The organism is Geomonas paludis (genome assembly GCF_014193585.1).
GTDB classification, from domain to species: Bacteria; Desulfobacterota; Desulfuromonadia; order Geobacterales; family Geobacteraceae; genus Geomonas; species Geomonas paludis.
The window spans coordinates 245,249-271,611 of record NZ_BLXY01000004.1 but is presented as its reverse complement, the minus strand read 5'-3'; the positions used below and the strand labels follow the sequence as shown (position 1 = coordinate 271,611).

24 protein-coding genes and 1 pseudogene are annotated in these 26,363 nt (G+C 61.3%); 2 read left to right on the top strand and 23 right to left on the bottom strand.

Annotated elements, in window-relative coordinates:
- Positions 1 to 62 precede the first annotated feature (62 nt).
- From H7687_RS13285 to H7687_RS13215, 15 genes and pseudogenes are all read right to left on the bottom strand, one after another.
- A pseudogene (locus H7687_RS13285) lies at positions 63 to 986 on the bottom strand (transposase family protein); the annotation flags it as partial.
- Positions 935 to 1,435 carry a helix-turn-helix domain-containing protein gene (locus H7687_RS22210; protein WP_183348126.1) on the bottom strand — a complete coding sequence of 167 codons (501 nt, stop codon included), beginning with the start codon at positions 1,433 to 1,435 and terminating at the stop codon, positions 935 to 937. The pseudogene H7687_RS13285 and the gene H7687_RS22210, both read right to left, overlap by 52 nt.
- Before the next feature lie 354 nt (positions 1,436 to 1,789).
- A complete protein-coding gene (locus H7687_RS13275; RefSeq protein WP_183348124.1) occupies positions 1,790 to 3,097 on the bottom strand; it encodes a homoserine dehydrogenase in 1,308 nt (435 codons plus the stop codon).
- Positions 3,098 to 3,354: 257 nt separating this feature from the next.
- Positions 3,355 to 3,792: a transcription antitermination factor NusB gene (gene nusB, locus H7687_RS13270; protein ID WP_183348122.1), complete on the bottom strand. Its 438-nt coding sequence runs from the start codon at positions 3,790 to 3,792 to the stop codon at positions 3,355 to 3,357.
- Positions 3,793 to 4,260: a 6,7-dimethyl-8-ribityllumazine synthase gene (gene ribH, locus H7687_RS13265; protein WP_183348120.1), complete on the bottom strand. Its 468-nt coding sequence runs from the start codon at positions 4,258 to 4,260 to the stop codon at positions 3,793 to 3,795.
- 131 nt (positions 4,261 to 4,391) lie between these two features.
- Complete coding sequence (locus tag H7687_RS13260) at positions 4,392 to 5,594, bottom strand: bifunctional 3,4-dihydroxy-2-butanone-4-phosphate synthase/GTP cyclohydrolase II (RefSeq protein ID WP_183348118.1); 1,203 nt, start codon at positions 5,592 to 5,594, stop codon at positions 4,392 to 4,394.
- A 135-nt stretch (positions 5,595 to 5,729) separates the two neighbouring features.
- Entirely contained in the window at positions 5,730 to 6,374 is a 645-nt protein-coding gene (locus H7687_RS13255; RefSeq protein WP_183348116.1) for a riboflavin synthase, read from the bottom strand.
- Between the two features lie 149 nt (positions 6,375 to 6,523).
- A complete protein-coding gene (gene ribD, locus H7687_RS13250; protein WP_183348114.1) occupies positions 6,524 to 7,645 on the bottom strand; it encodes a bifunctional diaminohydroxyphosphoribosylaminopyrimidine deaminase/5-amino-6-(5-phosphoribosylamino)uracil reductase RibD in 1,122 nt (373 codons plus the stop codon).
- Between the two features lie 210 nt (positions 7,646 to 7,855).
- Positions 7,856 to 8,308 (bottom strand): transcriptional regulator NrdR, encoded by a 453-nt coding sequence (gene nrdR, locus H7687_RS13245; protein ID WP_183348112.1) that lies wholly within the window; start codon positions 8,306 to 8,308, stop codon positions 7,856 to 7,858.
- A complete protein-coding gene (locus H7687_RS13240) occupies positions 8,305 to 8,760 on the bottom strand; it encodes a deoxycytidylate deaminase (protein ID WP_183348110.1) in 456 nt (151 codons plus the stop codon). Before H7687_RS13240 ends, nrdR begins: the two co-directional genes overlap by 4 nt.
- 54 nt (positions 8,761 to 8,814) lie before the next feature.
- The gene (locus H7687_RS13235) at positions 8,815 to 10,077 is read right to left on the bottom strand and encodes an MFS transporter (RefSeq protein WP_183348108.1); all 1,263 of its coding nucleotides are present in this window, start codon (positions 10,075 to 10,077) and stop codon (positions 8,815 to 8,817) included.
- A 5-nt stretch (positions 10,078 to 10,082) separates the two neighbouring features.
- A complete protein-coding gene (locus H7687_RS13230; protein WP_183348106.1) occupies positions 10,083 to 10,466 on the bottom strand; it encodes a hemerythrin domain-containing protein in 384 nt (127 codons plus the stop codon).
- A gap of 150 nt (positions 10,467 to 10,616) precedes the next feature.
- Positions 10,617 to 11,798 carry a hypothetical protein gene (locus H7687_RS13225; RefSeq protein WP_183348104.1) on the bottom strand — a complete coding sequence of 394 codons (1,182 nt, stop codon included), beginning with the start codon at positions 11,796 to 11,798 and terminating at the stop codon, positions 10,617 to 10,619.
- 89 nt (positions 11,799 to 11,887) lie between these two features.
- Positions 11,888 to 13,423 carry an FAD-dependent oxidoreductase gene (locus H7687_RS13220; protein WP_246404851.1) on the bottom strand — a complete coding sequence of 512 codons (1,536 nt, stop codon included), beginning with the start codon at positions 13,421 to 13,423 and terminating at the stop codon, positions 11,888 to 11,890.
- 72 nt (positions 13,424 to 13,495) lie between these two features.
- Entirely contained in the window at positions 13,496 to 13,849 is a 354-nt protein-coding gene (locus H7687_RS13215; RefSeq protein WP_183348102.1) for a cytochrome c3 family protein, read from the bottom strand.
- A 240-nt stretch (positions 13,850 to 14,089) separates the two neighbouring features.
- On the opposite strand from H7687_RS13215, the gene H7687_RS13210 reads away from it, so the two are divergent.
- Both H7687_RS13210 and H7687_RS13205 read left to right on the top strand, forming a co-directional pair.
- On the top strand, positions 14,090 to 15,721 hold the full coding sequence (locus H7687_RS13210) for a sigma-54-dependent Fis family transcriptional regulator (protein WP_183348101.1): 1,632 nt from the start codon (positions 14,090 to 14,092) through the stop codon (positions 15,719 to 15,721).
- A gap of 234 nt (positions 15,722 to 15,955) precedes the next feature.
- Positions 15,956 to 18,220, top strand: a complete 2,265-nt coding sequence (locus H7687_RS13205; RefSeq protein ID WP_183348099.1) for a Tex family protein — start codon at positions 15,956 to 15,958, stop codon at positions 18,218 to 18,220.
- A 184-nt stretch (positions 18,221 to 18,404) separates the two neighbouring features.
- Here the strand turns inward: H7687_RS13205 and H7687_RS13200 are convergent, their stop codons facing one another.
- The 8 genes from H7687_RS13200 to tssF all read right to left on the bottom strand — a co-directional run bounded on the left by H7687_RS13200 (position 18,405) and on the right by tssF (position 26,359).
- Positions 18,405 to 18,821: a hypothetical protein gene (locus H7687_RS13200; protein WP_246404849.1), complete on the bottom strand. Its 417-nt coding sequence runs from the start codon at positions 18,819 to 18,821 to the stop codon at positions 18,405 to 18,407.
- Positions 18,822 to 19,092: 271 nt separating this feature from the next.
- A complete protein-coding gene (locus tag H7687_RS13195; protein ID WP_183348095.1) occupies positions 19,093 to 19,740 on the bottom strand; it encodes a phosphatase PAP2 family protein in 648 nt (215 codons plus the stop codon).
- 89 nt (positions 19,741 to 19,829) lie between these two features.
- A complete protein-coding gene (locus H7687_RS13190; protein WP_183348093.1) occupies positions 19,830 to 20,120 on the bottom strand; it encodes a DUF2325 domain-containing protein in 291 nt (96 codons plus the stop codon).
- A 45-nt stretch (positions 20,121 to 20,165) separates the two neighbouring features.
- Positions 20,166 to 20,912 carry a DUF3793 family protein gene (locus H7687_RS13185; RefSeq protein WP_183348091.1) on the bottom strand — a complete coding sequence of 249 codons (747 nt, stop codon included), beginning with the start codon at positions 20,910 to 20,912 and terminating at the stop codon, positions 20,166 to 20,168.
- A gap of 266 nt (positions 20,913 to 21,178) precedes the next feature.
- Complete coding sequence (locus tag H7687_RS13180; RefSeq protein ID WP_183348089.1) at positions 21,179 to 21,577, bottom strand: hypothetical protein; 399 nt, start codon at positions 21,575 to 21,577, stop codon at positions 21,179 to 21,181.
- A 34-nt stretch (positions 21,578 to 21,611) separates the two neighbouring features.
- Positions 21,612 to 23,555 (bottom strand): type VI secretion system Vgr family protein, encoded by a 1,944-nt coding sequence (locus H7687_RS13175; protein WP_183348087.1) that lies wholly within the window; start codon positions 23,553 to 23,555, stop codon positions 21,612 to 21,614.
- Positions 23,556 to 23,594: 39 nt separating this feature from the next.
- The gene (tssG, locus tag H7687_RS13170; protein WP_183348086.1) at positions 23,595 to 24,587 is read right to left on the bottom strand and encodes a type VI secretion system baseplate subunit TssG; all 993 of its coding nucleotides are present in this window, start codon (positions 24,585 to 24,587) and stop codon (positions 23,595 to 23,597) included.
- A complete protein-coding gene (gene tssF, locus H7687_RS13165; RefSeq protein WP_183348084.1) occupies positions 24,584 to 26,359 on the bottom strand; it encodes a type VI secretion system baseplate subunit TssF in 1,776 nt (591 codons plus the stop codon). The genes tssG and tssF overlap by 4 nt, the downstream gene beginning before the upstream one ends.
- Positions 26,360 to 26,363 lie beyond the last annotated feature (4 nt).

Genomic DNA, 26,363 nt, shown 5'->3' with positions numbered 1-26,363 from the left:
TGTTGAGTGCCACGACATCGTGGACAGATTTTGATGCCAGGACATCGTGGACACTCGTTCCCTCAACGTAATTTGTAGTCGAATTCCTCGACCTGGATTCGGTCTTGGAAAACTTTCAGTTTCTGCTCTTTGACATCGATTGTAGCCACTGCGTATTCGCGCTTTAGCTCTGGCGGAACCGGAAACGTCTCGCCAAAGACGTTGAGTTTAAGGTCGCTCCGGATCAGGCGCACTAGATGGTAACGCCCCGTTTCCGGCTTCTTCAGCCGATGCCGGGGAGCCTCCTCCTCTACAGGAAACCGCAGTTTCTTATTGGAGGCTGTGAGCGCCGTCAGAGGCGTTTTGCCGCCGAGCTTGCTGTATCGGTAGCTGCTGTTGTGTCGGTGCTCAAATGCCAGTGATCCACTTCTGAGGTCTTCCTCCGTTGCCATGGTGACCTTGGCGAGAAACTTCTGCTGGTAGAGGTCATTGAACTGCTCCACTACTCCGTTTCTCCACGGTTCCGCCATGGGTATGAACCATGGCTCAACGTCATTGTTCAGGCAAAGCCTGATCAGCGGCCCCATGCCCCGGGGATGCGCAAGACTGCCAAAGAAAGACATGGCATTGTCGACTTGTACATTATCCGGTATTCCCAGCCGCCTCCATATGGCCCAGAAACCGTCGATGATGTCTTGGCCAGCCTTTGTAGGCGATGAATGCAAGCCACATCGGCCAGTCGCCGTATCGACGACATTTAGACCGTAGAAGCGAACAGGGCCTTTCAGGTAACAAGGGCCCACTAGATCGGCCTGATGAGTTTGGTTGGGCAACGACGACGGCAAACTAGGATACGGGGTTCCTTTAGCTTCATACTTGCCGGTGCGCCGATGGGTCAGCTCATTGCGGCTGAGGATACGATTGATGGTGCGGAGTGAAGGCAGCGGGTGGACGCTCAGGTCTTCCAGCTCCCACAGTATTGCCTGCGCACCACAGAAGAGACCACGNGATCGGCCTGATGAGTTTGGTTGGGCAACGACGACGGCAAGCTAGGATACGGGGTTCCTTTAGCTTCATACTTGCCGGTGCGCCGATGGGTCAGCTCATTGCGGCTGAGGATACGATTGATGGTGCGGAGTGAAGGCAGCGGGTGGACGCTCAGGTCTTCCAACTCCCACAGTATTGCCTGCGCACCACAGAAGAGACCACGGTTGTACAAGCTGAGCCGCACAAGCTTCACGCTTTCCTCAATCTCATGCGGTGTGCGGTTAGCAACGGTCAGAGGACGTGTGGATTTTGCTTCGCTCCAGGAATCATCCTCTTCATGATGGCGATCGACCCACTTGTACAGCCAGGCTCTCGATTTACTCAGTGATGCACAAATTGATTCGGGGCACTCCCCGTTGAGATATCGCTGTACCGCTAAGATCCGTTGCTGCGAAATTTCATCCTTCATGGACACCTCCAACGTGGTTTCGGTGTCCACAGGATTACGCGATGGCTATTCGATTGTCAGAGAACTTTGTCTACGATGTGGTGGCACTTATTTGTGTCCACGATGTCGTGGCACTCAACATCTAGGTTCTACGTTAACTGCCGAAACCGGAAGGCGGAACACGGAGGACACGGAGAAAGGCCACAGAGGACACGGAGGAAAGAATAGGTTTTGGTCCCCCCCCCAAAAAAGCCTTTCCTCTGTGCCCTCTGTGCCCTCTGTGGACCTCCGTGTCCTCTGTGTTCCGGGTTTAAAACGAAAAAGGGCGGAGTCATCGATTGACTCCGCCCTTTCTTTTTACCGTTGCCACCCGGTCTATTCGAGGTTGTCCTCGATCCTGATGTAGGTGCTCTTGGAGCGGATCACCTCAAAGGTGTCGATCTCGGCCAGGGCCTTCCTCACGTCCTCCTCGCGGGCATCGTGGGTCATGATCACGATGGGGACTTCATCGGCGCTTCTCGCACTCTGCAGCATGGAGGCGATGCTGATGCCGCGCGCCCCCAGGGCGCCGGCGATGCGGGCCAGCACGCCGGGACGATCGAGCGCCTGGAAACGGATGTAGTACTTGCTGATGATCTCGCCGATGGGCTTGATGGGCAGCGTGGTGACCTTGTCGTCCAAAAAGCCCAGCGGGGCGCAGCGGCGGGTGATGCCGGCGCACAGGTTGCGGGCCAGATCGACGATATCGCCAACGACGGCGCTGGCGGTGGCTTCCATGCCGGCACCGCGACCGTAGAACATGACCGGGCCGACGAAGTCGCCGGTAAGACGGATGGCGTTGAAGACGCCATGGACGTCGGCAAGCGGGTAGTCGATGGGGATCATGGTCGGGTGGACGCGCGCCTCGATCTGGCCGCCGTCCATCTTGCCGATGGCCAAGAGCTTGATGCGGTAGCCGAAGGTATGGGCGAAGTCGACGTCCTCGGAGGTGATCGAGGTGATCCCCTCGGAATAGACGTCCTTCAGATCGATCTTGGTGCCGAAGCACAGCGACAGGAGCAGGCAGAGCTTGTGCGCGGTGTCGACCCCTTCGATGTCGAAGGTGGGATCGGCCTCGGCGTACCCCAGCTCCTGGGCGCTCTTCAGTACTTCGGCGAAATCAGCACCCTCCTGGGTCATCCTGGTAAGGATGTAGTTGCAGGTGCCGTTGACGATGCCGAGCACGGTGGAGAAGCGGTTGCCCGCCATGTTCCCCTTGATCGCGGAGAGAACGGGGATGCCGCCGCCTACCGCGGCCTCGAAGAGGACCTCGACGCCGTTTTTCTTGGCCGCGGCGTAGATCTCCTCGCCGTGCACGGCCAAAAGCGCCTTGTTGGCGGTGACCACGTGCTTGCCGTTGCCGATCGCCTTGAGGGCGAAGCTGCGGGCCGGCTCGTAGCCGCCGATCAGCTCGATGACCACGGAGATCTCCGGGTCGGTCAGCACGTCGTCGGCATTCCTGGAGAGGGTGATCCCCTCGGTGCAGACGCCGCGATCGGTGGTGATGTCGAGGTCGACGATGGTTTTCAGAGAGATCCGGGCGCCGGTCTTCTCGGTGAGGAGGGCGGAGTTTTCCTTGAGCAGCTTCACGACGCCGGCACCGATGGTGCCGAAACCTAGCAGGCCTACCTTAATCTCTTCCATATTCCCTCTTTGGTCATTTCAGATTTTTAAAGCAAAGGCATTGAACAGGGATAAAAGGGATCAAAGGGATAACAACCGAAGCACATCACCTGAAGCAAATCCCCCCTGTCCCCCTTCGCAAAGGGGGGACCCTACGCCGACGGAGTTCAGCAGCACTTGGCATACCCGGCATGCCTGCTTCTGCAGTTAAGACGTGCCCGACGAGGGTGTAGGTGTTACATCCCCTTTATCCCTTTTATCCCTGTTTGTTTATGGTTTTATTCCTTGTCCGTCACCGTGGAGGCGATTTCGTCGAGGATGCCGTTGACGAAGGACGCGGAATCGTCGGCACCGAACTTCTTGGCCACCTCGATGGCCTCGTTCATGGTGACGTTCTTGGGAATGTCCGGACGGTACAGCAGCTCGAACACGGCCAGGCGCAGGATGTTCAGATCCACGCGCGCCATGCGGGCCATGCTCCAGTGCTTCGATTTCTCGGCGATGCGGCCGTCGATCTCCTGGAGATGGCTGGCGACGCCGGCAACCAGTTCGGCGGCAAAGGCATAGGCCTTGGAGTTGGCGGATAGGGTCGGGTCCTCGCCTTCGCCGAAACTCTCGACGATGCGTTTGAGCGTGGTGCTGGGGTCCTGGGTCACCAGGTCCTTGGAGTAGAGCGCCTGCAGCGCCAGTTCTCTACCTTCTCTGCGTGTGGTCAATTATTTCATCTCCCTGAACAGGTTTGCGGTCTCGATCACCGTCACGGCAGCCTCGAAGCCCTTGTTGCCGGCCTTGGTGCCCGCGCGCTCGATAGCCTGCTCGATGGTGTCGGTGGTCAGCACGCCGAAGGCGACGGGGATACCGGCGTCGAGCGAGACGTGGGCGATCCCTTTGGATACTTCGGATGCGACGTAGTCGAAGTGGGGGGTGGAGCCGCGGATCACGGCACCGAGGCAGATCAGGGCATCGAAGCTGCCGGTCTGAGCCAGTTTCTGTGCGGCAAGCGGGATCTCGAAGGCCCCCGGCACGCGCATAACGGTGATGTCCTGGTCAGCGGCGCCATGACGCAGCAATGCGTCCAGCGCCCCCTCGAGGAGCCTTTCTCCGATGAAGCTGTTGAAGCGACCGACCACGATGCCGACCTTGAGCCCCTCGGCGTTCAGTTTTCCCTCTAAATATTTAGGCATAATCACTCCAGTAAAATAGATTAAGATTGAGATTAAGATTGAGATTAAGACAAAGAGAACGGTTCGCAGTGTCACTGACCGAGGTCGTGGGGGTGCTCAACTCAATCTTAATCTTTGTCTTTATCTGCTTTTCAAATATTTTCCAGCAGGTGTCCCATCTTCTCCCGCTTGGTCTTCAGGTATTTCTCGTTGGCCTTGGACGGCTTGATCTCGATGGCAACCCGCTCCACGATGTTGATGCCGTACCCCTGCAGGCCGATCAGTTTCTTCGGGTTGTTGGTCATCAGGCGGATCTTCTTCACACCCAGGTTGACCAGGATCTGGGCGCCGATGCCGTAATCGCGCAGGTCGGCCTTGAAGCCAAGAGCCAGGTTGGCCTCGACGGTGTCGTGCCCCTGGTCCTGCAGCGCGTAGGCCTTGAGCTTGTTGGTCAGGCCGATGCCGCGACCTTCCTGGCGCATGTAGAGGATGATCCCCTTCCCTTCCTTCTCGATCTGCGCCATGGCGGCATGCAGCTGCTCCGCGCAGTCGCAGCGCACGGAACCGAACACGTCACCGGTCAGGCACTCGGAGTGGACCCGCACCAGGACCGGCTCGTCCCCTTTGACCTCTCCCTTGACCAGCGCCAGGTGTTCGAGCTTGTCGATGTCGTTTTCGAACGCGACGGCCCGGAAGGAGCCGAAGGAGCTGGGGAGCGCGACCTCGACGGAGCGGCGCACCAGCGATTCGTGCTTGAGGCGGTAGGCGACCAGGTCCGCAATGGTGCAGACCTTGATGCCGTGCTCCTTGGCGAACTTCTTCAACTCCGGCATGCGCGACATGGTGCCGTCTTCGTTCATGATCTCGCAGATGACGCCCGCCGGCTCAAGCCCGGCCAGGCGCGCGAGATCGACCGAGCCTTCGGTCTGCCCGGAGCGAACCAGGACGCCGCCGTTTTTGGCGCGCAGCGGGAAGATGTGCCCCGGGCGTGCCAGGTCGGAGGCCTGGGCGCCCGGCGCCACCGCGGTCAGGATGGTGTGGGCACGGTCCGCGGCGGAGATGCCGGTGGTGACCCCTTTCTTGGCCTCGATGGAGACGGTGAAGGCGGTGCCGAAGGAAGAGGTGTTGTCCTGCACCATGGGGGGCAGGTCAAGGCGGTCGCAGCGCTCCGCGGTCATGGTGAGGCAGATCAGGCCGCGGCCGAAACGGGCCATGAAGTTGATCGCCTCAGGGGTGACACACTGGGCCGCCATGGTGAGGTCGCCTTCGTTCTCGCGATCCTCGTCGTCAACCAGGATCACCATCCTCCCGGCTCTGATCTCCTCAATGGCTTCCTCTATGCTTGCTACAGACATTGCGTAACCTCTCCTCGTTCAGTATCGGTCGCCGGGATGCGAGGGTGTCCCACTCCAGCGGCCAAATTTGGTTGGACAACAAACTTTAGGGCGTTGACCATAACAAAATTTTCGTCGAAGTGGAAGCAAAAGCAGCTAGATGAAGCCGTTTTTAGCCAGCAGGTCCATGGTGACCCCGCCTTGATTTCGTTCCTTGCCCGCCAGGAGACGCTCCAGGTAGCGGCAGAGCAGGTCAGTCTCGATGTTCACCTCGTCCCCCACCCTCTTGGAGATGAGCGTCGTCTTGGACGCCGTGTGCGGGATGATGTTGACGCTGAAGCTGTCCGCGCCGACCTCGTTGACGGTGAGGCTGATGCCGTCGATCGCCACCGACCCCTTGGCCGCGATGTACTTGGCGAACTCGGCGGGGAACCTGAAGGAGAAGACGATGTTGTTGGCCACCTCGCGCCGTTCCGTGATGGTGGCGACGCAGTCCACGTGGCCGGAGACCAGGTGGCCGTCCAGGCGGTCCGACAGGCGCATGGCGCGCTCCATGTTGAGCGGCGCCCCGCTCTTCAGGTTCTTGAAGGCGGTGCGGTCGATGGTCTCGGGGGAGACGTCGAAGGTGACGGCGCCGCCACCTTTGCGCACCACGGTGAGGCAGGCGCCGTTGATGGCGATGGAGTCGCCGATCCTGATCTCGTCCAGGGGGAGCGAGGTCTTGACCGTGAGGCTCCCCGACGCGCCGCGGCGTTCGATGGAGACCAGTTCGCCTACTGTTTCAATAAGACCTGTGAACATAACACCTCAGAAGACGTTCAACGTTCAACGTTCGACGTTCGAGCGGCTGAATCTTCATATAGCAACGGCACGGGGACGGCACCTGCCCGGAGCACATGATTGGATGCACAGGCCGTCGCGCAGAAGCAGGCTGAAAAGTAATGGGGGGTCTAACGTCGAACGTTGAACGTTGAACCGGTTTGGGTTTTAGGCGTTCCTTCCACCAGGAGATCAACGCCGATCCGCTTTACCTTGACGTCTTCCAGCCGGATGGCGTCGGCCATGAGGTGCACGCCCTCGCCGGCGAAGAGCCCCGTGCCGGCGCCGCCCACGAGCTTGGGCGCCAGGAACAGCATGCAGTGGTCGATGAGCCCGCCCCGCACGAAGGCGCCGGCCAGGTGGTGCCCCCCTTCCAGCAGGATACTCTGCACGCCGCGATCTCCCAGCTTGGTCAGCAGGTCGTCCAGATCGACGCGCCCTTCCTTTTCCTTGCAGACCAGCACCTCTACGCCATGTGCTACGACCGCCTCAATTCCCGCTGTATCGGTGCAACAGGTGGCGATGACGGTCGGCGCCTGCGACTTCAGACTGAACAGGGCGGCGTGGCGCGGGATCCTGAGCGTCGAGTCCACGATGACGCGTAGCGGGTCCTTGCCGCCGGGGACCCGGCAGGTCAAAAGGGGATCGTCCTTGATGACGGTGCCGACGCCGACCATGATGGCGTCCAGCCTGCCGCGCAGTCGGTGCACCTCGCGCCGCGCGGCGTCCCCGGTCACCCACTTGGAATCGCCGCTGGCGGTCGCGCTCATGCCGTCCAGGGTGAGGGCGCTTTTGAGCACCACGTAGGGGCGCCTGGTCTGGATCCACTTGATGAAGGGGCGGTTCAGCTCCCGGCTCTCCGCCTCTAAAAGCCCCACCTCGACCTCGATGCCGGCTTCGCGCAGCATGCCGATGCCGCGGCCGGAGACCAGCGGGTTCGGGTCGACCATGGCGACGAAGACGCGCGCGACGCGGGCTTCGATGAGCGCCCTGGCACAGGGAGGGGTCTTGCCGAAGTGGGAGCAGGGCTCGAGTGTCACGTAGACGTCGGCGCCCTCGGCCAGCGCTCCGGCCGCACGCAGGGCATGTACCTCGGCGTGGGGGGTGCCCGCTTTTTTGTGCCACCCCTTGCCGACGATGGCGCCGTCTTTCACGATGACGCAACCGACCGCGGGGTTGGGGGCGGTCTTGCCCACGCCCTTTCTGGCTTCGACCACCGCCAGCCGCATCATGTTAAGGTGGTCCGCAAACATTTCGCTTCCTGACACTCGGTATCCCTACTCTCCCTCTCCCCCTGGGAGAGGGGCGGGGTGAGGGCGTTGCAATGGCCGCTTCAGTTTTCCTTTGTGGCAACTCCCTCACCCGCCTTCGCGGACCGAAGCGCTGCGGCGCGCAGGCCCGGCCTTCGGCCACCCTCTCCCGGAGGGCGAGGGGATGGACGGACAGGGCAGGGAGCCCGGGGACTACTTCTTCAACAGGTCCTGCAACTCGACCATGAACTCGTTGATGTCCTTGAAGGAGCGGTAGACCGAGGCGAAACGGACGTAGGCGACCTGGTCGATACCGTGCAGCTCGTTCATGATCCACTCGCCCAGGGTGGTGGTCGGGATCTCGCGCTCGCCGCTTTCCTGCATCCGGGTCTCCAGGCGGTCCACCAGCTTCTCGATGGTCTCCACCGAAACCGGCCTCTTCTCGCAGGCCTTCTGCAGACCATTCACCAGCTTGAGGCGGTCGAAGGGCTCGCGCCGGCCGTCACGCTTGGTCACCAGGGGGAGCACTTCCTCGACCCGCTCATGGGTGGTGAAACGCTTGCCGCAGGACTCGCACTCGCGCCGGCGACGGATGGCGGCGCCCCCCTTGTCGGGGCGGGAGTCGACCACCTTGCTGTCGCTGAAACTGCAGAAGGGGCATTTCATGGCTGCGGCTCCTCGTACTTCTCGACGGTGATGCCGGACTCGCGGATCATCTCCTCGGCCAACTGGTCCGGATACCCGGAGAGGTAGACCACCCGCTTGATGCCGGCGTTGATCACCATCTTCGAGCAGATGATGCAGGGCATGGTGTTGCAGTACAGGGTCGCCCCCTCGATGGAGGTGCCATGCTTGGCGGCCTGAATGATGGCATTCTGCTCGGCGTGCAGGCCGCGGCAGAGTTCGTGACGCTCGCCGGAGGGGATGCCGAGCTTTTCGCGCAGGCAGCCGATATCCAGGCAATGGGCGGTTCCCGACGGTGCGCCGTTGTAGCCGGTCGCCAGGATGTTCTTGTCCTTCACCAGGACGGCGCCGACCTGCCTCCTCAGGCAGGTGGAGCGCTTGGCAACCAGCCGTGTGATCTCGATGAAATATTCATCCCAACTCGGACGCACCATAACGAGCCCCTCTCATTTGAAATTTGGCCAGAATAGCTGTTTTCGCGAGCCCGGTCAAGCGGCGTGAGAATACGGGGGGATGGTTTCACATGAGGAGGATTCCGCCGCGGAAGCCACCGGGATCATTTTGGGGGACCCGCAGAGAGAGCCCTCCATCTCTGACCCGCTGCCGTGCAGGGCAAAGAGTACGACGGCGCCCAGCCCGACGGTACCGGCGGCGTGAAACACGGCGGCAATGCCGAGGCTTCCCTGCAGCAGCGCGCCGCAGAGCGGGCCCACGGCAAAGCCCAGGTTCAGCGCCGCGTTGAAGGTGCCGACCGTCACCGCCATGCCGTGGCGCATCCCCTCTTCCACCAGCAAAGCGCTGCTCGCAGGCTGCGAGAGCACGCTGCAGGCGCCGATGGCCAGGGTGAGCAGCAGCATCTGGTAAAATCCGGGCGCGGCCGGGACCAGGAAATAGAGCACCGACACCGCGCTCCCCCCCGCCACCACCAGGAGACGGCGCGGGGCACGGTCGGAGAGCATCCCCATGGGACGCAAGAGCAGCGTCATGGCGACGGTGCCGGAGGCGAGGATGACGCCGCTGCGCAGGCCGGTCAGTCCCAGCTTCGCCGTCAGCAGGATGGGGAGAAAGGAGCCGGTGAGTGAAATACCGAAGGCCCTGCCGAAGATGAAGGCGAGCAGCGCCCGGTAGCTGCCGGTGCGATCCTGACGCAAAAACCCGGGAGCGGCCGGCCGGGCGTGGCCCCGGGCGTTGCCGCTGCGGTCGCCGCCGGGGATGCCGCGCAGTGCGGCACAGAGGGCGATCAGGCACAAGATGGCAACGGCTGCGAAGACGCCGGCGAAGCCGGAAGCGTCCTTGAGCAGGCCGCCGACGAGCGGCCCCAGGCATAACGCTCCGTAAAAGGAGATGTCGAAGGTGGCCAGGACGGTGCCCCGCCTCTTCTCTGCCGCGCAGCTCCCCACCAGTGACAGGAGCACCGGGCGGAACAGTGCGCAGCTCACACCCTGCAAAAGGCGCAGCACGGTGAGTGTCGGTACGCAGAGATTGAAGAGGTAGCCGGTCGAGACCGCGAGGTAAAGGGCGAGACTTACCAGTACCGCGCGGCGGTAGCCGACCCGTTCGGACCAGGCGCCCAGCGCGGGGCTGCAGAGGATCTTGGCGAGGGAATAGCAGACCAGCGGCAGCCCGAGCATGAGGCCGCGGGCGCCGAGGCTGAAGAGATAGGTCGAGAAGAAGGCGTCGGCGATGCCGAAAGCCAGCGTCACGGCGAAGTTGACCAGGAACAGGGTTCGCAGCAGGTTGCGCTCCGGCATGATGTTTACCCCCGTGCAGTCAGGAACGTCTCGAAGAGCCGGTCGTGCACCTCGATGTGCTCCAGCCAGAGCCGCCGGATCTGCTCCAGCTCGTCGGCCGGCGTACCCTTCCCCAGCGCCAGGCGGTAGCGCAGCTTCGCGGTCCCGATGCTGATGGATTGGTGGCACAGCCGGTGTTCCCTCACCTTGGGAAACGCCACCAGCTCCATGTAGCGCTCCTCCGGTACGATCTGGGTCAGCGTCGCGGTCACCAGTTGATCGAGCTCGCCGGTTACGTCGGACAAGGGGTGGCGGCGCAACTGATCGAGCATCCGGTTCAGGCGGCCGATGATGCTGCGGTAGCGGCTGTCCCACTTAAACGGTTCGTCGTGCAGGATTGCTGTTTCCATCGGTTTCCCTTGCCGGCGGGGATATGCCCCCGCCGGCGAGAAAGGGGGACAGGCACCTGACGGAGCCCAGTCCCCGAGTAGTAGTGCTGCTCTGGGCAAGAAAGGGGACAGGCACCTGACGGAGCAGTCCCCAACTACTGCCGCTCGTTTTTAGAAGGTCATCTGCCACTTGGCGCCGGCGATCAGGGAGCGCGGCTCTTTCTGTCCCAGGGAGTTCTTGAAGTCGTTCAGGTAGTCGATCTCCGGGACGATGTTGATGTGCTTGCCCAGGGCGTAGTTCAGGTTGACGAAGGAAGCCATGCGGGCATCGGCGTGGGCGATCTTGTTGTCGTCCCTTACGTAGGAAACGCCGGTGTAGAGCATGGCCCGGTCGCTGGCCCGGTAGCCTACCTGGCCGAAGCCGCCGTAGGTGTGCGAGTTCTTGCCGTGCAGGGTATCGAAGTAGGCGCCGTTGGCCTGGCCGGGGTTGGCCAGCGTGTTGCCGGTGCCGTTGCCGGTCGCGGTGCTCATCAGGTCGCCGACGTTCTGGCCGGTGAAGACGTTGTAGCTCAATTCGACCGGCGCGAGCTCCACCTTGCCGTGGAAGAAGGCGAGGTAGGAGTAGATGTCGTGCTTCACCGGCGTCGAGTTGTTGGTCGAGCTGGTCACCTTGTACCAGTTGCCGGCTACGCCGCCGCCGTAGCTCCAGTTGTTCAGTTTCCCTTCGTAGCCGACCACCATCTTGGGGAGCATGGTGTCGTAGTCGGTGTAGGTCGCCGCGTAGCTGTTGCCGGTCTGGCTGTAGGCCGCGGTCACGTCGGCGTTGGGGGAGACGTTGGTGGTGTTGTTAGCCTGGTTGCCGACGCGCGGCTGCATGGCGTCGACGTAGAAGCCGTTGTTCATGGTCACCTTGATGTTGGCGTAGCGGCCGTCCCAGAGCGAGCCGTAGCCGTTGAAGCCGCCGTCGCTGTCCCAGACCTGCTGGGAGCGGAACACGTAGGGGCTCGGCGTTTTACCGATGCGCAGTTTCCCCTCCCCGAAGTCCCACTCGCCGTACAACAGCCGGACCTCCACCCCCTTGGAATAGGCTTTCGGGTTGTAAAGCCCCACCTCGGCCACGCCCGAGTACTCGCCATCCTTCACCTTGACGCCGATGAAGCTGTCCCCGAAGTTGTCCAGGCTGAAGTCGCTGTCGTGCCGGGCGGCACCGGTGGCGCCGCTGTAGAAGGAGTTCTGGGTCCAGAAGGTCCCCAGCTTGATGTTGCCGTAGGCGTTGAGGTCGATGGCCAGTGCGGGTGCGGAGCACGCCAGGGCGGCGATGCAGGTCATGGCGGCGATGTTGATCTTCTTCATGGTACTGTTCCCTTTCGATTGGTAGTCGTTGAATTAGTTGCAATACCTGCGGCTGCCGTGGCGGCGTCACCGCCACGGCAGGTATGACGCTACTTCTTCATGCCGGCGTACTTGAGCGCGTTCTCCGCGGCGATACGTCCGGAGTTGATGGCGTAGCCCGCCGTTCCCCCTCCCAGGAGCAGGTCGTAGCTGTCGCCGTACATGCCGCCTGAGTCGGTGCCAACCGCGTAGAGGCCGGGGATCGGCTCGCCTTTGGCGTTCAGCGCCTCGGTGTTGCCGGAGATCTTGACGCCGCCCAGGGTACCCAAGTGCCGCGGCAGGAGCTTGACCGCGTAGAAGGGACCGGTGGCGATGGGGCGCAGGTACTTGGACTTCTTGTTGAACTCGCTGTCCTCACGTACCGCGGCGGACTTGTTCATGGTCTCCACACTCGCCTTCAGGATCTTCGGATCCATGTTGAGCTGCTTGGCGAGGTCCTCGATGGAGTCGGCCTTGAAGGCGAAGCCGCGCTTTTTGGCCAGTTCCTTGTTGAAGGAGTCGTCGAACTTGGCAAGCTTGGTCCCCTGCAGCACCCACTCGCCCAGCGGCATCTCGATTCCCTTCTCGACTGCCAGCTTCCTGGTGGACTCGTCGAAGATGGAATAGGCGGTGCCGCCGATCCTGGTGATGGCGTTGCCGGCGTAGGGCCAGAACTCGACGCTGGACTCGTCCACGTAGCGCTCGCCGCGCGGGGTGACCCAGAAGTAAGGCTGCACCGCGAGGGCGATCATCTGGTCGGCGGGGTGGAAGCCGGGGAGGCCCGGGCGGTACGCCTCGACGGTGCCCATCCCTTCGAGCTGCGCGCCGGCCTTCTCGGCCATCCTGATGCCGTCGCCGTCCTTGCCGATGTTGCCGACCGGGATCACCTCCGGGTACGCGACGTACTTCTTCATCATCTCCTTGTTGTTGGCGAAGCCGCCGGTGGCGATGATCACGGCCTTGGCCCTGATTTTCAGCTGCTCGCCGGACTTCTCCTTGGCAATCACGCCGACCACCTTGCCGCTCTCGGTGATGAGGTCGGTGCCCGGGGTCTCGAGGAGGATCTTGCCGCCGTGATCCTGCACGTACTTCTCGAATACGTTGATCATCCTCTGGCAGTGGAAGTCCCTGGGGTTCTTGTCCGGGTAGTCCGGACCCGGGGCGATGACGTGCCAGGTGAGCGGGCCGCCGAAGCCGCCGACGCCGACGTACTCGATCTTCACGCCCAGGTTGTCGAGCCAGTCGATGGTCTCGGCGGACTTGTCCACGAAGTTCTTGGCCAGGGCGCCGTTGGCCTTCCAGTGGCTGTAGTTCATGATCAGCTTGAAGGCGAAGTCCTTGCTGACGTCGATGCCGATGCGCTTTTGCGGCTTGCTCTCGGCGGCGAAGACCCCTTCACAGAAGCTGCCGGTGCCGCCGACCTTGGCCTGCTTCTCGAGCACGACCACCTTGGCGCCCAACTGCAGTGCCTGGACTGCGGCCGCCAGGCCGGAAGTGCCTGCGCCCACCACTACTACGTCGGTGTTCATTTCCTTCTCAGCCAGCGCCGGAGCGGCAAAGGCGAAAAGGGCCACGAACACCATCGCGATACCTCGAACTCTTCTCATCGATTCCTCCTCTTTGATTTCCCCTAAGGGGGTTGGTGAGACGCGCTGTTGCCGCGTCCTGAACAGTTCGAGCTACTTGTCCTTGAATTCGAAGTCGCTGTGGCACTCGATACACAGGTACTCCGAGGAGGCATGCACGCGATGGCACTTGAGGCACGCCATCCTCCCCAGGTGGGAGTCGTGCGGGTTGTTGTGCAGCGCCTTGGTACGCTGCGCCATCTTGTCGTAGCCCTCGTGACACTCCAGGCAGACCTCGACGCCGGCCGCCGCCGTCGGCTTGTCCGTCTTATGGCAGTCGGCGCAGCCAAGCCCCTCCGAGCCATGCTTCCCTTTGATGTTGGCAGCCGATGCCTCGCGTTGCGCCGGGGACATTCCCGCCCCCAGTGCAACCAGCAGTGACAGCGCTGCGAAAAATTTCCTTCCCACGTTGATCCTCCCATTGATGGTTGTTGACCGACCGCACCGGGCCCGTTACTGTGCTGCCGGCTCTCTCGGGTCGAGATTTCGGTGATAACTCTGCTTTCGGGGTGGGAATAGCAGCGACCGTGCCAGCGAAAAAGAAATCGGATTACAAGCACTTACCGGAAAGCCTCGTATACAACGTGAAAATAACCTATCATTATGATATGGTGGCTTCTTATTCTGGTACGGTGCGAGGAGGCACGCATGCAATCGGCGGATCTGGATTTACGGGAGCTACTTTCCTTCCGTCCCGACGGGGGGACCATGTTCTTCATGGGGCGCAGGGCCATCATCTTCGATGCCATCGCCCTGGGGCTTTTGCGCAAGGAGCTGATCGGTTCGCTGGGCATGGCCGCCGCGCGCAGCATCCTCACCAGGTTCGGCTACGCCCATGGCCGGATGACGGCGGAGAGCCTGAAGCTGGAGTTTCCCGACCTCTTCGCGGACAGCTGGACCGGTCCCAAGCTGCACATGCTGCAGGGGATGGTCCGGGTCGAGGAGAACAAGCGCAGCGACGGCAACGAGGACGAACCGCTGGTCCAGTCGTTCTGGTACGACAGCTACGAGGTGGAGCAGCACCTTTTGCACCTGGGCCTTTCCGAGGACTCGGTCTGCTGGACCTTGACCGGCTTCGCCAGCGGCTACGTCTCCTACTGGAGGGGTGAGAAGGTCTATTTCATCGAGGACCGCTGCTGCGGCAAGGGGGACGCGGTCTGCCACGTCGAGGGGCGGACCAGGGAGCAGTGGGGCGAGGCACTGGAGCCGTACCTGCCCTACTTCGAGTCGGAGAGCGGCGACGAGGTGTTCCAAAACCTGGCCAAGGCACTGCGGGAAACCGAAGAGCGCCTGAAGAAGCAGCGGCGCCAGATGTCGTGTCTGAGCGCCGGGGCGGAGGAATTCGGCTGCATCACCGCGCGCTCCAGCGCCATGCGCCAGGTGGTGGAGTTGACCCGGCGCATCGCCCGGGTGGACTCGTCGGTGATCGTGACCGGCGAAAGCGGCGCGGGTAAGGAGCGCATCGCCCGGCTGATCCACGAGGAGTCGGCGCGCTCGGGGCGCCCATTCGTGGCGGTGAACTGCGGCGCGCTCACCGAGACCCTCCTGGAGAGCGAGCTGTTCGGGCATGCCAAGGGGGCCTTCACCGGTGCGGACCGGGACAAGATGGGGCTCATCGAAGCGGCTCACGGCGGCACGCTCTTTCTGGACGAGATCGGCGAGGTTTCCCAGTCCATGCAGGTGAAGCTGTTACGCGTGCTGCAGGAGCGGGAAGTGAGGCGGGTCGGGGAGAACAAGTCGCGCCAGGTCGACATCAGGGTGGTCGCCGCCACCAACAGGAACCTATCCGACGAGGTGAGCAAGGGGAACTTCCGGCGCGACCTGTACTACCGGCTGAGGGTGATCGAGGTGCGGGTCCCGCCGCTTAGGGAGCGCAACGAGGACATCCTCCCCTTGGCGCGCATCTTCCTGGAGCAGGCCTCCCGGCGCGCCGGGCGCAAGGTGACCGGATTCACCCCCAAGGCGGCCGATCAGCTCCTGCGCTACGGCTGGCCGGGGAACGTGCGAGAACTGCAGAACGCGGTGGAGCACGCGGTGGCGTTGTGCCTGGACACGAGGGCCGACCTTGAGGACCTGCCGGAAGAATTGAGATCGGCGTTGCCCAGGGCGGGCATCGTGGAATCGGTACGTCCGCTGGAGGAGATCGAGCGGGAATACATCCTCGCGGCATTGAGGGCCACCGGCAACAACAAGGCACGCACGGCGGCCGAGCTCAACATCGGCGTGGCCACGCTGTACCGGAAGCTTGCCGACTACGAGAAACAGGGATTTGTTGCCTAGGCGTCCGGCGGGAAAGTTCTTGCCCCCGGCTCCCAAAGAGTGTAAGAAATACCCTCTTTTTTTGCCGACAGCAGAAGGGACTGGCTCCGTTAGGTGCCTGTCCCTCTAGCGGAACGCACCTTTCAGCTCAGCCAGCGTCCTCAAGCGACTAAGGGGACAGGCACCTGACGGAGCCAGTCCCCGCCTGAGGCGGAGATCGTCGGTATCAGTTTTTTTTGAGGAGAGCCTTTGAACATGCAAGACACACCGCAGTTACTGGAAATAGTTGTAGAAGAAAGCGGCCTGCCGCGCGGCGGGGTGCTGGCCACGGTGGCGCTTCTGAACGAGGGGGGCACGGTCCCCTTCATCGCGCGCTACCGCAAGGAGCAGACCGGCGAGCTGGACGAGGTGCAGATCCGCGAGATCGAGGACCTGCTCAACTACCACCGCGAAGTGGCCGAGCGCAAGGCGACCGTGCTGAAAAGCATCGAGGAGCAGGGGAAACTGACCCCGGAGCTTTCGGCGCGCATCGCGACCTGCCGCAAGAAGACCGAACTGGAAGACCTCTACCTCCCCTACAAGCCCAAGCGCCGCACCAAGGCGACCATCGCGCGCGAGCGCGGCCTGGAGCCGCTGGCCCAACTGGTCCTGGCCCAGGAGTTGACGGCAGGCTCGGCGACTGACGCCGCGGCGCCGTTTATCAACGACGAACTGGGAGTCCCCGACGCGGCCGCCGCACTCGAGGGAGCGTCGCATATCCTGGCGGAACAGCTTGCCGAGGACGCCGACCGGCGCGCCATGGTGCGCGACCTCACCCGAGAGCAGGGGATCTTCGCATCGCAGCTTTTGGGCGAAGGCGCCGACCGGGAAGGCAAGTTCAAGATGTACTACGAGTACCAGGAGCCTCTCAAAACGATACCGTCGCACCGGATGCTGGCGATGAGGCGCGGGGAGAAGGAAGAGGTGCTGCGCCTCACCCTGCTCGCGCCGGAAGAGGAGATCGTGGCACGCCTGAAGGGCGGGCTGATCAAGAGGGAAAGCATTTTCAGGAGCGTGCTGGAAGCAGTCGCAGCCGACGCCTACAAGCGCCTCATAGCACCCTCCATCGAGGTGGAGCTGAGGCTGGAGGCGAAGACCAAGGCCGACGAGGCCGCCATCGCGGTCTTCGCGCAGAACCTGAGGAACCTGCTGTTGCTGCCCCCTGCCGGTGGGAGGCGCGTGCTGGGCGTGGACCCCGGGTTGCGGACCGGGTGCAAGCTCGCTGCCATCAGCGAGACGGGGCGTTTCCTGGAGCAGACCACCATCTACCCGCACACCGGCGGGCCTAAGGCGGAGAGCGCAGGAGCCGAGCTGGTGCGGCTCGTGGAGCGCCACGACCTGCGCCTGATCGCCATCGGCAACGGCACCGGCGGCCGCGAGACGGAAGTATTCGTGCGCGAGGCGCTGCGCTCGGCCGGCGTCAAGGCCGAGACGGTCATGGTGAACGAGGCGGGCGCGTCGGTGTACTCCGCTTCCGAGATCGCACGCGAGGAGTTCCCGGAGCTCGACCTCACCATCCGCGGCGCCATCTCCATCGGACGGAGGCTGCAGGACCCGCTGGCGGAACTGGTCAAGATCGATCCCAAGAGCATCGGCGTCGGGCAGTACCAGCACGACGTGAACCAGTCACTGTTGAAGAAGGCGCTGGACGCGGTGGTCGAATCCTGCGTCAACTACGTCGGCGTCGACCTGAACAGCGCCTCCTGGGCGCTCCTCTCCTACGTCGCGGGTCTCTCCGAAAGCCAGGGGCGCGCCATCGTCAAGTTCCGCGACGAGAACGGCGCCTTCCCGACGAGGCAGGCGCTCTTGAAGGTGCCGCGCTTCGGCCCCAAGGCGTTCGAGCAGGCGGCCGGCTTCCTGCGTATCCGCGGCGGCGAGAATCCCCTGGACAACACGGCGGTGCACCCGGAGAATTACGCGGTGGTCGAGCAGATGGCGGCGGATCTTAAGGTCACCGTGGCGCAACTCGCCTCCGATCCAGCCCTTTCCGCAGGGATCAAGCTGGAGCGCTACGTAACCGACAGCATCGGCCTCCCCACCCTGAGAGACATCCTGGCCGAACTGAAAAAGCCGGGACGCGATCCGCGCGAGCAGTTTCAGACCGCGGCCTTCCGTGACGACGTGGTCACTATTGCCGATTTGAAGGAGGGGATGATCCTGCAGGGGGTGGTGACCAACGTCGCGGCCTTCGGCGCCTTCGTGGACATCGGCGTGCACCAGGACGGACTGGTACATGTAAGCCAGCTGTCGCACCGCTACTGCAAGGACCCTAACGAGGCGGTCAAGGTCGGCGAGATCGTCAAGGTGAAGGTGCTCTCGGCGGACCCGCAGACCAAGCGCATCTCGCTCTCCATCAAGCAGGCGATGCCGGAGCAGGCACCAAAGAGCGCGACGCCGAAAGGGCAGCCGAAAGCGAAGGAGCAAAAGCCTGCCAACGACCTCTCCGGGTGGGAGAGGGCCGGGTTCAGGGTTAAGAAATAAACAAAACCATTGGCCACGGAGAACTTCTGAGGAAATCTGAGAAAACAAAACCTCTTGTTTGGTTTTCTCCGAAGTTCTCAGATTTTCTCCGTGGCCAGTGGTTTGCTTTTTTTGAATAAAAAAAGGGGCTGCCGGATGTGGAAACCGGCAGCCCCTTCTTATTTCATGCTCCTTGTGATGCTAACTAGCAGGCGCTTCTCAACAGCTTGCGGCCGGTCTTGAAAACGACTTCGACCTTGCCGGTCTGGCACGACGCGACGACGCCGGTCCCGAAGGTGGGATGGCTGATCAGCGTGTTGGCCTTGAACTTTCCGTCCATGCTGTAGGGAACGGCAAGATCCGGATCGAGCGGCTGGATCATCTCCTCCCAGACGGCCTCGTCGGATACCGCCGGTGCCTTGGCGGCCCTGGTACGGGGCGCCTTTACCTCTTTTTCAGCCTTTGCTCCCTTCACGGTGGCGGCCTTTGGTTCTTTTGCGGGACGATGGTTGTGCTCGCTGCCGCAGGTGTTGCATTTTACCCGCACCACCTGCCCCGCCACCATCGCTACGATGGTGTGGTTCAGCAGCGCCTTGCAACGCGTGCATTGCGAATCTACCATGTCTCCTGCAGTTAAAGCTCTTCTTTCCATTGGGCCTCCCTGACCTTTTTATGCTCAAACAAAAAGGGCTTAACCGTCGGCGGCTAAACCCTTTCCATGCGTTATCTGATTGCGGTGGCAATTCCCCGCTCATCTGCTACGTATCGTTGGTTTAAGCGTTCCTGCTATCTTCTATGTGCTGTTGAAATATAAGGGATTTCGGCCTGCGATGCAAGGGAAAAAACCGGGTAGAGAGCCCCGCTGGGTGCGCTGTTACGGGGAGCGCCGCTGCTCAGTTCGGTGAGCTGTGGCGACGGCAAAAAAGCAGGCGGGCGATTACCAATTCAACCACGATGGCAAGGTAGGCGCCGACAACGACGTCGCTGAAAAAGTGGTAGTTGGTGGCGATCAGGGCGATGCCGAGCAGGACCGAGAGCATGATGCCCAAGGGGCGGGCTTCGGGGTAGAACCGCCACCCCGCAGCCAAGAGGGCGACGATGACCAGCATGTGGCCGGACGGGAATCCCTCGCAGTGCTCTTTCATCTGGAACCAGTGAAAGCCGTAGGCACCGGGCTCGCTCAGCCAGTGACGCGTGTTGGACCGGCCGAAAGCCATCTTCAGCAGCGCCTTGGCAAGGTAGGAGGCCGGTGCGAGCCACACGATCTCTTTGGCCAGGAGTGTGGCGCGGTCGAGGATCCCCCTTTCGGAGCGGAACAGGTAGAAGAAACAGGAGACGGCGGTGGCGGCGATCACCACGCCCAGCAGCAAGTCGGGAAGATCCGAGGTGGCCCGGAGCCAGTGCCGGTTGGCGTAAAGGTAGTCCCTGACGAAAACGGCAACCGGAATGTCGAGGTAGAGAACGCAAACAGCGGTGAAGGGGAGCAGAAGAGCCCCGATCACCGCCAGCCTGCGGGATGTCGCGTCAGTCACATCGGTCATGCAGATCCTGCCGTATCGTCTTGATGTCGAACACGGCTACACCTACCACAGATGCCGTTCAATATGAAGTGCAATCTGCAGCATCCGCCCTAGTGACAGTTGTTGGCGAGGCATTGCAGGCAGTTCCTGAAGGTGCAGACGCCGCAGGCATGTTCCATCAGCACCGGGATGTTGTTGGCCTTGGCCACCTGCATCGCCTCGATCTTGACGCGGTGGGAGACCTTGTTGGTGAAGATGACCATGGCGTCAGCTTTTTTGAGCTTGGCTGCTATGTTGTTCTCGGAGGTGCTGAAAAACTGAAGTTTCACCCCGGCGCGTTGCGCTTCCTCCAGGTAGTGTTTTCCCAAGCGATCCATTCCGCCGATCAGAGCTATGCACATCTTGCCCTCCCCCGGGCGCCAAGGCCCCGGCTTTGATATTCACTTTCACGATGCTGCCAAAAAAGGGGCGCCTTGCTGCTGGTACGAATCAGCAACAGTACCAAGGCGGTCTCTCAGGCAGTCGAGCGGGTTGCATCCGGAAGCGAGACGCTGTGACATCCGGCTGCGGCACTCGCGGTGGCATTCAGCAAGGCGCAGGCTCTGCTCGGGCTTGCCGAAAATTTTCCAGGGCCCCTGGCAGGTGAAGGCCAAGGGGGCCCACCCCATGAAGCCGATCACGTCCTTGAGCGGGTACCCGAGGAACACCCCGATCTCGTGAGGAAAGCCCTCTCCCGTCACGCGCGCTTCCAGTTCGTCCAGCACCGCGTCGAAGTCGTGGACGTTGTCATAGCCGGCTTTGTCCAGGATGCTGCGCACGCTTTTCTGGGCGAGCAGAGCGCCGAGTGCCTCCTGCGAGTAGAGCAGGAGCAGGATGGAAGAGCCGCGGTCGTCGAGAACCCGCACCTTGAGCCCGCTCTCTTCCAGCAGCGCGGCGCCGTGCTCTTTCCAGAGCAGGTACAGGTTGCGCCCGCAGGAGCGGCGCTTGTTGGAAAGACAGACCAGGTTTGCGGGTTTGGCGCCTTGCAGCACCTCGGCAAGCTCCAGCGCCAGGAAGGAGGCGAGACATGCTTCGTCGGTCGGGTAAAGACCGGCGAAGTCCTGCCAGGCAGCCCTCGTCATGCGGCTTGAAGATGCTGCATCGGCGCCGTTTGCCGCTGACAAATCCTCTTTCACTCCAACAGCACTGCTCATGTCCCCTCCAAACTCCTGTCAGCGGTTGCCGCCGACTCTCAATGCCTTAAGCGATCTTTAAGTTTCTTTTACAAAAGCAGCCGCAACAGCGATAATGAAAACTGTTATCAGTTTTATAAAGAAGATCCAGTGAGATGTCAACAGCTAAATTGTGCGAGGTTTTTCGGGTGGGAATTGTTGAGACAGCGGCGGTAAAAAGTTGGGGGTTAAGAGCAAGTCGGCCCCGACCTCTGTTCCACCAGGGGCCGGGGCGTGGCTCCGTTATGTCAGTTACCCCAGGGTTCAGTGAGTTGCAGTGATTTTGTCAAAGCTTCGTCCGCGGCTGCTATGTTATCCGGATCACCCAAAACCGTCTCCACCCACTGATTAAAAGCGTGGACACGGCGCACTTCAGGGAGCGGGGAAACCAAGAGAGTCTCAAGCGCAGTGCTCTTCTCCTCGAAGTCGATGTCCAGGTACCACAGGGCCAGGACGTAGGACGCCATGCCCTGCTCCGACTTGAACCCCTTGTTCTCCGCCAGTTCGACCGCGGCCGCCAGGAACTCGCGGCGCTGATCCCGCCCGATTTTGTAGTAGTCGCTCAGGTCGCGCATCAAGGCCGCGTCCAGCCTCTCGATAAACTCCGCGCGCGCCACCTCGTTCATCTGCTCTATTCGAATTTCCATGATGTCGCCTCCACATTTGGTAATCGTCTAGTCATCACGAGTGCTGCGGATCTTTGGGCGCCTTTGGGCTCTTTGGGGACGCCCGGGTGCAACTCGCGGCAGTACCACCTTCGTTGATCTGCACGCTACTGCCGACGATGGTCACTCCTGTCGGGCTGATTTTGATGAAGTTCTCACCCACTTTCAGCGATATCTCGGTCAACGATTCGAACACGGCGCTCTGGCCTGACAGAAAGAAGATGCCCTCCCCTGCCTCCAAAGCACATTTTGCCGCCACCCTCACGTGCAGATCTGCGCCCACTGAAACGGACATGGTACCATCGACTTTCTCCTTACAATCTCCGACTACCTCCAGGTGCTGATCGCCACACACCTGCTCCAGCCGGTCCCGCTTCACTATCAGGTGCCGGTCCTGCCCCACCCACTCCAGCGAGTCCTCATTCACCCTGTTCACCAGTTCCCGCTGCGCATGAATGCACAACTGCTCCGCCCCCTTCTTGTCTTCGAAGCAAAGCTCGTTGTGCCCTTGCGCACCCGGTGTGGAACAGGACTTTATGCAAGTCATTGTTTTTGCCGCAGGCAACTGGTACGGCGGCAGGTTTACTCCGTTGTGGAGCTGACCGATGATGACGGGGCGATCGGGATCGCCTTCCAGGAAATCGACCACGACCTCATGCCCGACACGCGGGAGAAACATCGCTCCCCAGCCGTTGCCGGCCAGCGGCTGGCTCACCCGGATCCAACAGGAGCTGCTGTCATCGGCTTTTCCCGCGCGATCCCAGCGAAATCTGACCTTGACGCGTCCGTACTGGTCGGTGTGGATCTCCTCTCCTGGCGGCCCCACCACCACGGCCGTCTGCGTTCCCTGCACCACCGGCTTCGGAGTCAGACGTGCCGGCCTGTACGGTGTCTGATGAGGAATGCACTCGAAACTGTTGTGGTAACTGGAGATGGAATCGGTGGCGTATGCTTCCATTGCATTATGCTTCACGGAGACCAGGAGGAACTCCTTACCATCCAGTTCGGGGCTGCAGTGATCTCTGAGTCTGAAGCGATAGCCACTGGCAAAGGCACGGCAGTCGCTACTGCCGACGAGGACGGTGGCCATAGCTTCTTCTTCCTCCATCCGGATCCTTGCCAGTCTGTCGCCTGCGGCCCTGCTGCCGTAACACCCCGGAGCGTCGTACAGTTCGCATTTCGTCCCCTGTGACTGGGCTGCACCGGGAGCTTCCGCCTTTAATCCTGCCCTTGGAATGGCGAAGTTGTAGTCGTTAAGGGAGTATCTGGTGGGATGTATGTAGCGCGTGATTTCCAGGGCGGTGATGACGTCTTCCGTCCTGGTACCGATCGGGCTTGAAAGCGATGAAGCGCTGTGCTGAAACTGACAAGGCGGATTGGCATCGGGAGAATCCGCGATGATCATCGTATGCTTACCCTCCTCGTGCCGGAAGAAATAGAAGAGACCTTCTTCCTCGAAAAGGCGGCAGACAAAATTGAAGGCTGTTTCCCGGTACTGGACACAGAACTCTCTCTTGTCGTAACTCCCGCGCAACTCAAAGCGGTACCAGGACGGACCAAAATCGTTGAATACCTGCTCTACTATTTCCGGTGTTGAGCGGTTCTGGAAAATCCTTATGTCGGCAGATTTGCTGAGGGTCCAGAACCAGGGAACAAGGGTACACCTGTAAAAGGAGAAGCGGCAATCTTCGCCATCCTCGCCGCTCGATCTGCCTTGGGTGAAGCTGGAAATGATCCCGTTCAGGTACCTTTTGTTGCCGTTGGCAAGAGTAATGACAACCGTGGCATTACTGCCGAGCAAGGCTTGGGAAGGAATACTGGTGCGCTCAGACTGCAAAGACAGTTCAAAACTGAAGCTGCGTGAGATGCCCTCCTCGCCGCTGAGCTCGGTCAAAAGCAGGGCGTCCTCGCCAAGCGAGGTCTTCAGGCACATGACCCTGTCACGCTGTGTGAACGCCATGACTACACCTCACAAAAGGTAAGCTTTCTGCTTTCGCACCTAACCGGCGACGGTCACATAGGGGTCTGCATCAAGAACGGAGTTTGGAGCTTTGAGCCACGTGGATCGGCCGAGCCTTGGTGCGTCGAAAGTTGCCTCGCCGAGCCTGCACCCAGGGACTTCCTCTCTTCTTAAAACGAGCCGTATTTCAAACTCGTATTCCGGTCCCACAAGGAACCTGACCAGCGACACCAGATGCTCCAGTCCCTGTCCCGTCGATAGCTCGAGAAATTGTTGGTAGCCCATCGCCCCCAGAGAGAGCCGGAAGTTTGATTGGATGTCGCAGGTCTTGGCCCCACAGACAGCGTCGATGCCAAGGTGGCAATTGTTTTGCCCCAGCATAGTCAGGTCGGCGGGCTCCAGGTCAACCGTACGGGGCACGAACTGCTCGACCTCGGCATCCACGCCGAATACATGTTGAACGAGCTCAGTAATCGTGCTAGCCGATGCTACCTGTCGACTTGCTTGACCGCAGAAGTGCAGCAATGCCTCCGTTGCTGAGAGCTTTTCCCGCAGCCCCTCGGTCCCTAGTCCCAGAAAGCTGAAGAGATGATTGGAGAAGACATCGCTGTTGTCGATTTTCTTCTGTGGCAGAAGCGAGTTGCGCTTCCAAGCATGGTAAAAAATGGAAATCAGGCGGTTGTGGAAGATGTCGTAGAAGTCACCCATGGCATGATCATCGGCCCGCTCCCGCTCCAAAAGCAGTTCATGGTACCAATGCGGCAATACCCCGGAGGGACCGACGAGCCCCATCACGGCAACTTCGACATGCGCGACGCCGTCGTCACCGAGCACAATTCGGGTTACATCAGCTGCTGGGAAGGCAAACCCTTTCCTCACCGTGAAGCTGACCCTTTCCTCGTCGGGTGGTGAGGCGCCCTCTACCTCCTGGCTGTCTAGGTGCAACCGTTCCAGTAGGCGGACAGTTTCAAAAAAACCGCGCGACCGTGTGAAATAATCACGCCCCTGTTTATTCAGCGCATTCCCCTTCACAGCAAGACCCTGTCGCCACTTCGGGGCGGCCACTGTTTGATGATGGTGTCGTCGCTGGCTCGCGCGGCCATAAGCTGCACGAATGAATTCACCGACACATACTGCCCCAGGAACCTTTCCAGAACGGAGGCGAAAAGGTACACGCCGCTGCCGACGTACTTCTCCTCGTCGAAGACAATCGTCACTTCCAATCCGCGACAGAAGCCGGCTCCTATTCTTCTGGTAACTGCTCGCGACCTCACCGAGACGATACCGGCTACCTGGTGCCGCGTGGTAGAGGACGAGGCGAAGTCGTACAGGGACAACAGTTGCCTCAGCGCGCCGGCACCGCCTTCGACGAGGGAAATGTAATTCAGGGAGAGATGGGAAATCAGGCGGCGTTGCAGTTCCCCGTCGAGCGACGGACGTAAAGAGTGCGTTGGTTTGAGAAGACATTTGATCGCGGCAAGCGGCGCGGCAGATTCCGTCTCGAAATCAGGATCGCCGCAAGGAAGCTTGGCAGGGAGGTCGCGATTGGAGCACGTGACGCGGATCAGAAGGGTTTCTTCCAGTGGAGCAGTCGCAGCCTCTGCAAGATCGCAAACGGAAAGAAAAACATCGGTGCCGCCGTGATGCGGGCGCGATGCCGGCCGCCGCTGCATCTGCCAGAAGCGGCCTGCACCATCCTCCCCTCCGCTCCCTGAGAATACGGGGCAGTAGTGCTTCACCTCGGCGGGTGAAGTCGCCCCGGCAGCCGTTACTTCATCGACACTAAGCACCTCGAAGGCACCCTCACGCCGAAGGTCAGGGACGACCCTGTACTCGCTCTTGCCGTGGTTGTGCCTGATCGGCTCTGCTATCTTTTGGAATACGTTGACCATGGGGGTCGCATAGAGGCAGAAGGTTTCTCGCCCAACCACTAAAGATTCCGGTGCTGCAGTGTCGAGGTAAAAGATAAGGTCGACGGAATGACTGAAAGCCGCACCTTTCCCCAGTACGGAAAGGCCACTGAGATCGATGAAAAGGAATTTGTGGGGGAAGGCGAAGTACTCGAGGAGCAGCCGATACCCAGGGAATGAGTGTTGCGGGTATTGAAGAAGCTCCTCATCTGCAGCAAAGCCGACGGGCCGCAGGCAACCGGGTGGCAGGTGCACGGCATCAGCGACCGCTGCACCGGCCGGCACACACTCCACAGAGCAGACGTGATTCAACAGCAACTGGTACAGCAGGAACACGTGCTGGGGCTGACCGTCCAGGTAAAAGCGCAACGTATCGCCCGGAAAGCCGGCGGCTCCGTGCAGCAACAAACGGACCCGCACCGCCTGCTGCGCGCCTTTAACCAACTTTACCGGCGCCTCGAGCGACGCATGGATGACCTCCACGGGCCAGAGCGTGACAGGATAGGCGGTTCTGAATTGGCAGGACACCCCGTCCACCGGCTTCGAGAAGAGAGGCGTCCCCTTGGCGATCTGGTAGCACCCCTCCGGCAGGTTCCTGTACAGAGGCGCGAACTTCACCACCGCGCAGGACGGGATCGGGGCCGTAAGTTGCGGATAGAGCACCTGCAACAGCGACTGGGTGATCTCCGGCAGTCCGTCGTCGATCTTGCGCTGGATGCGCGCGCAGAGGAAAGCGAACGCCTCGATGAGGCGCTCGGTGTGCGGATCCTCGCACTTGGTCGGCTCAAGCAGGAGCCGCCCCGCCACCTTGGGGTACTTCCTGGCGAAACTGCTCCCCGTGTGGCGCAGGTAGCTGAGCTCTCTTTCGAAGTAGTGAAGGATGTCATCAGGCATAGTC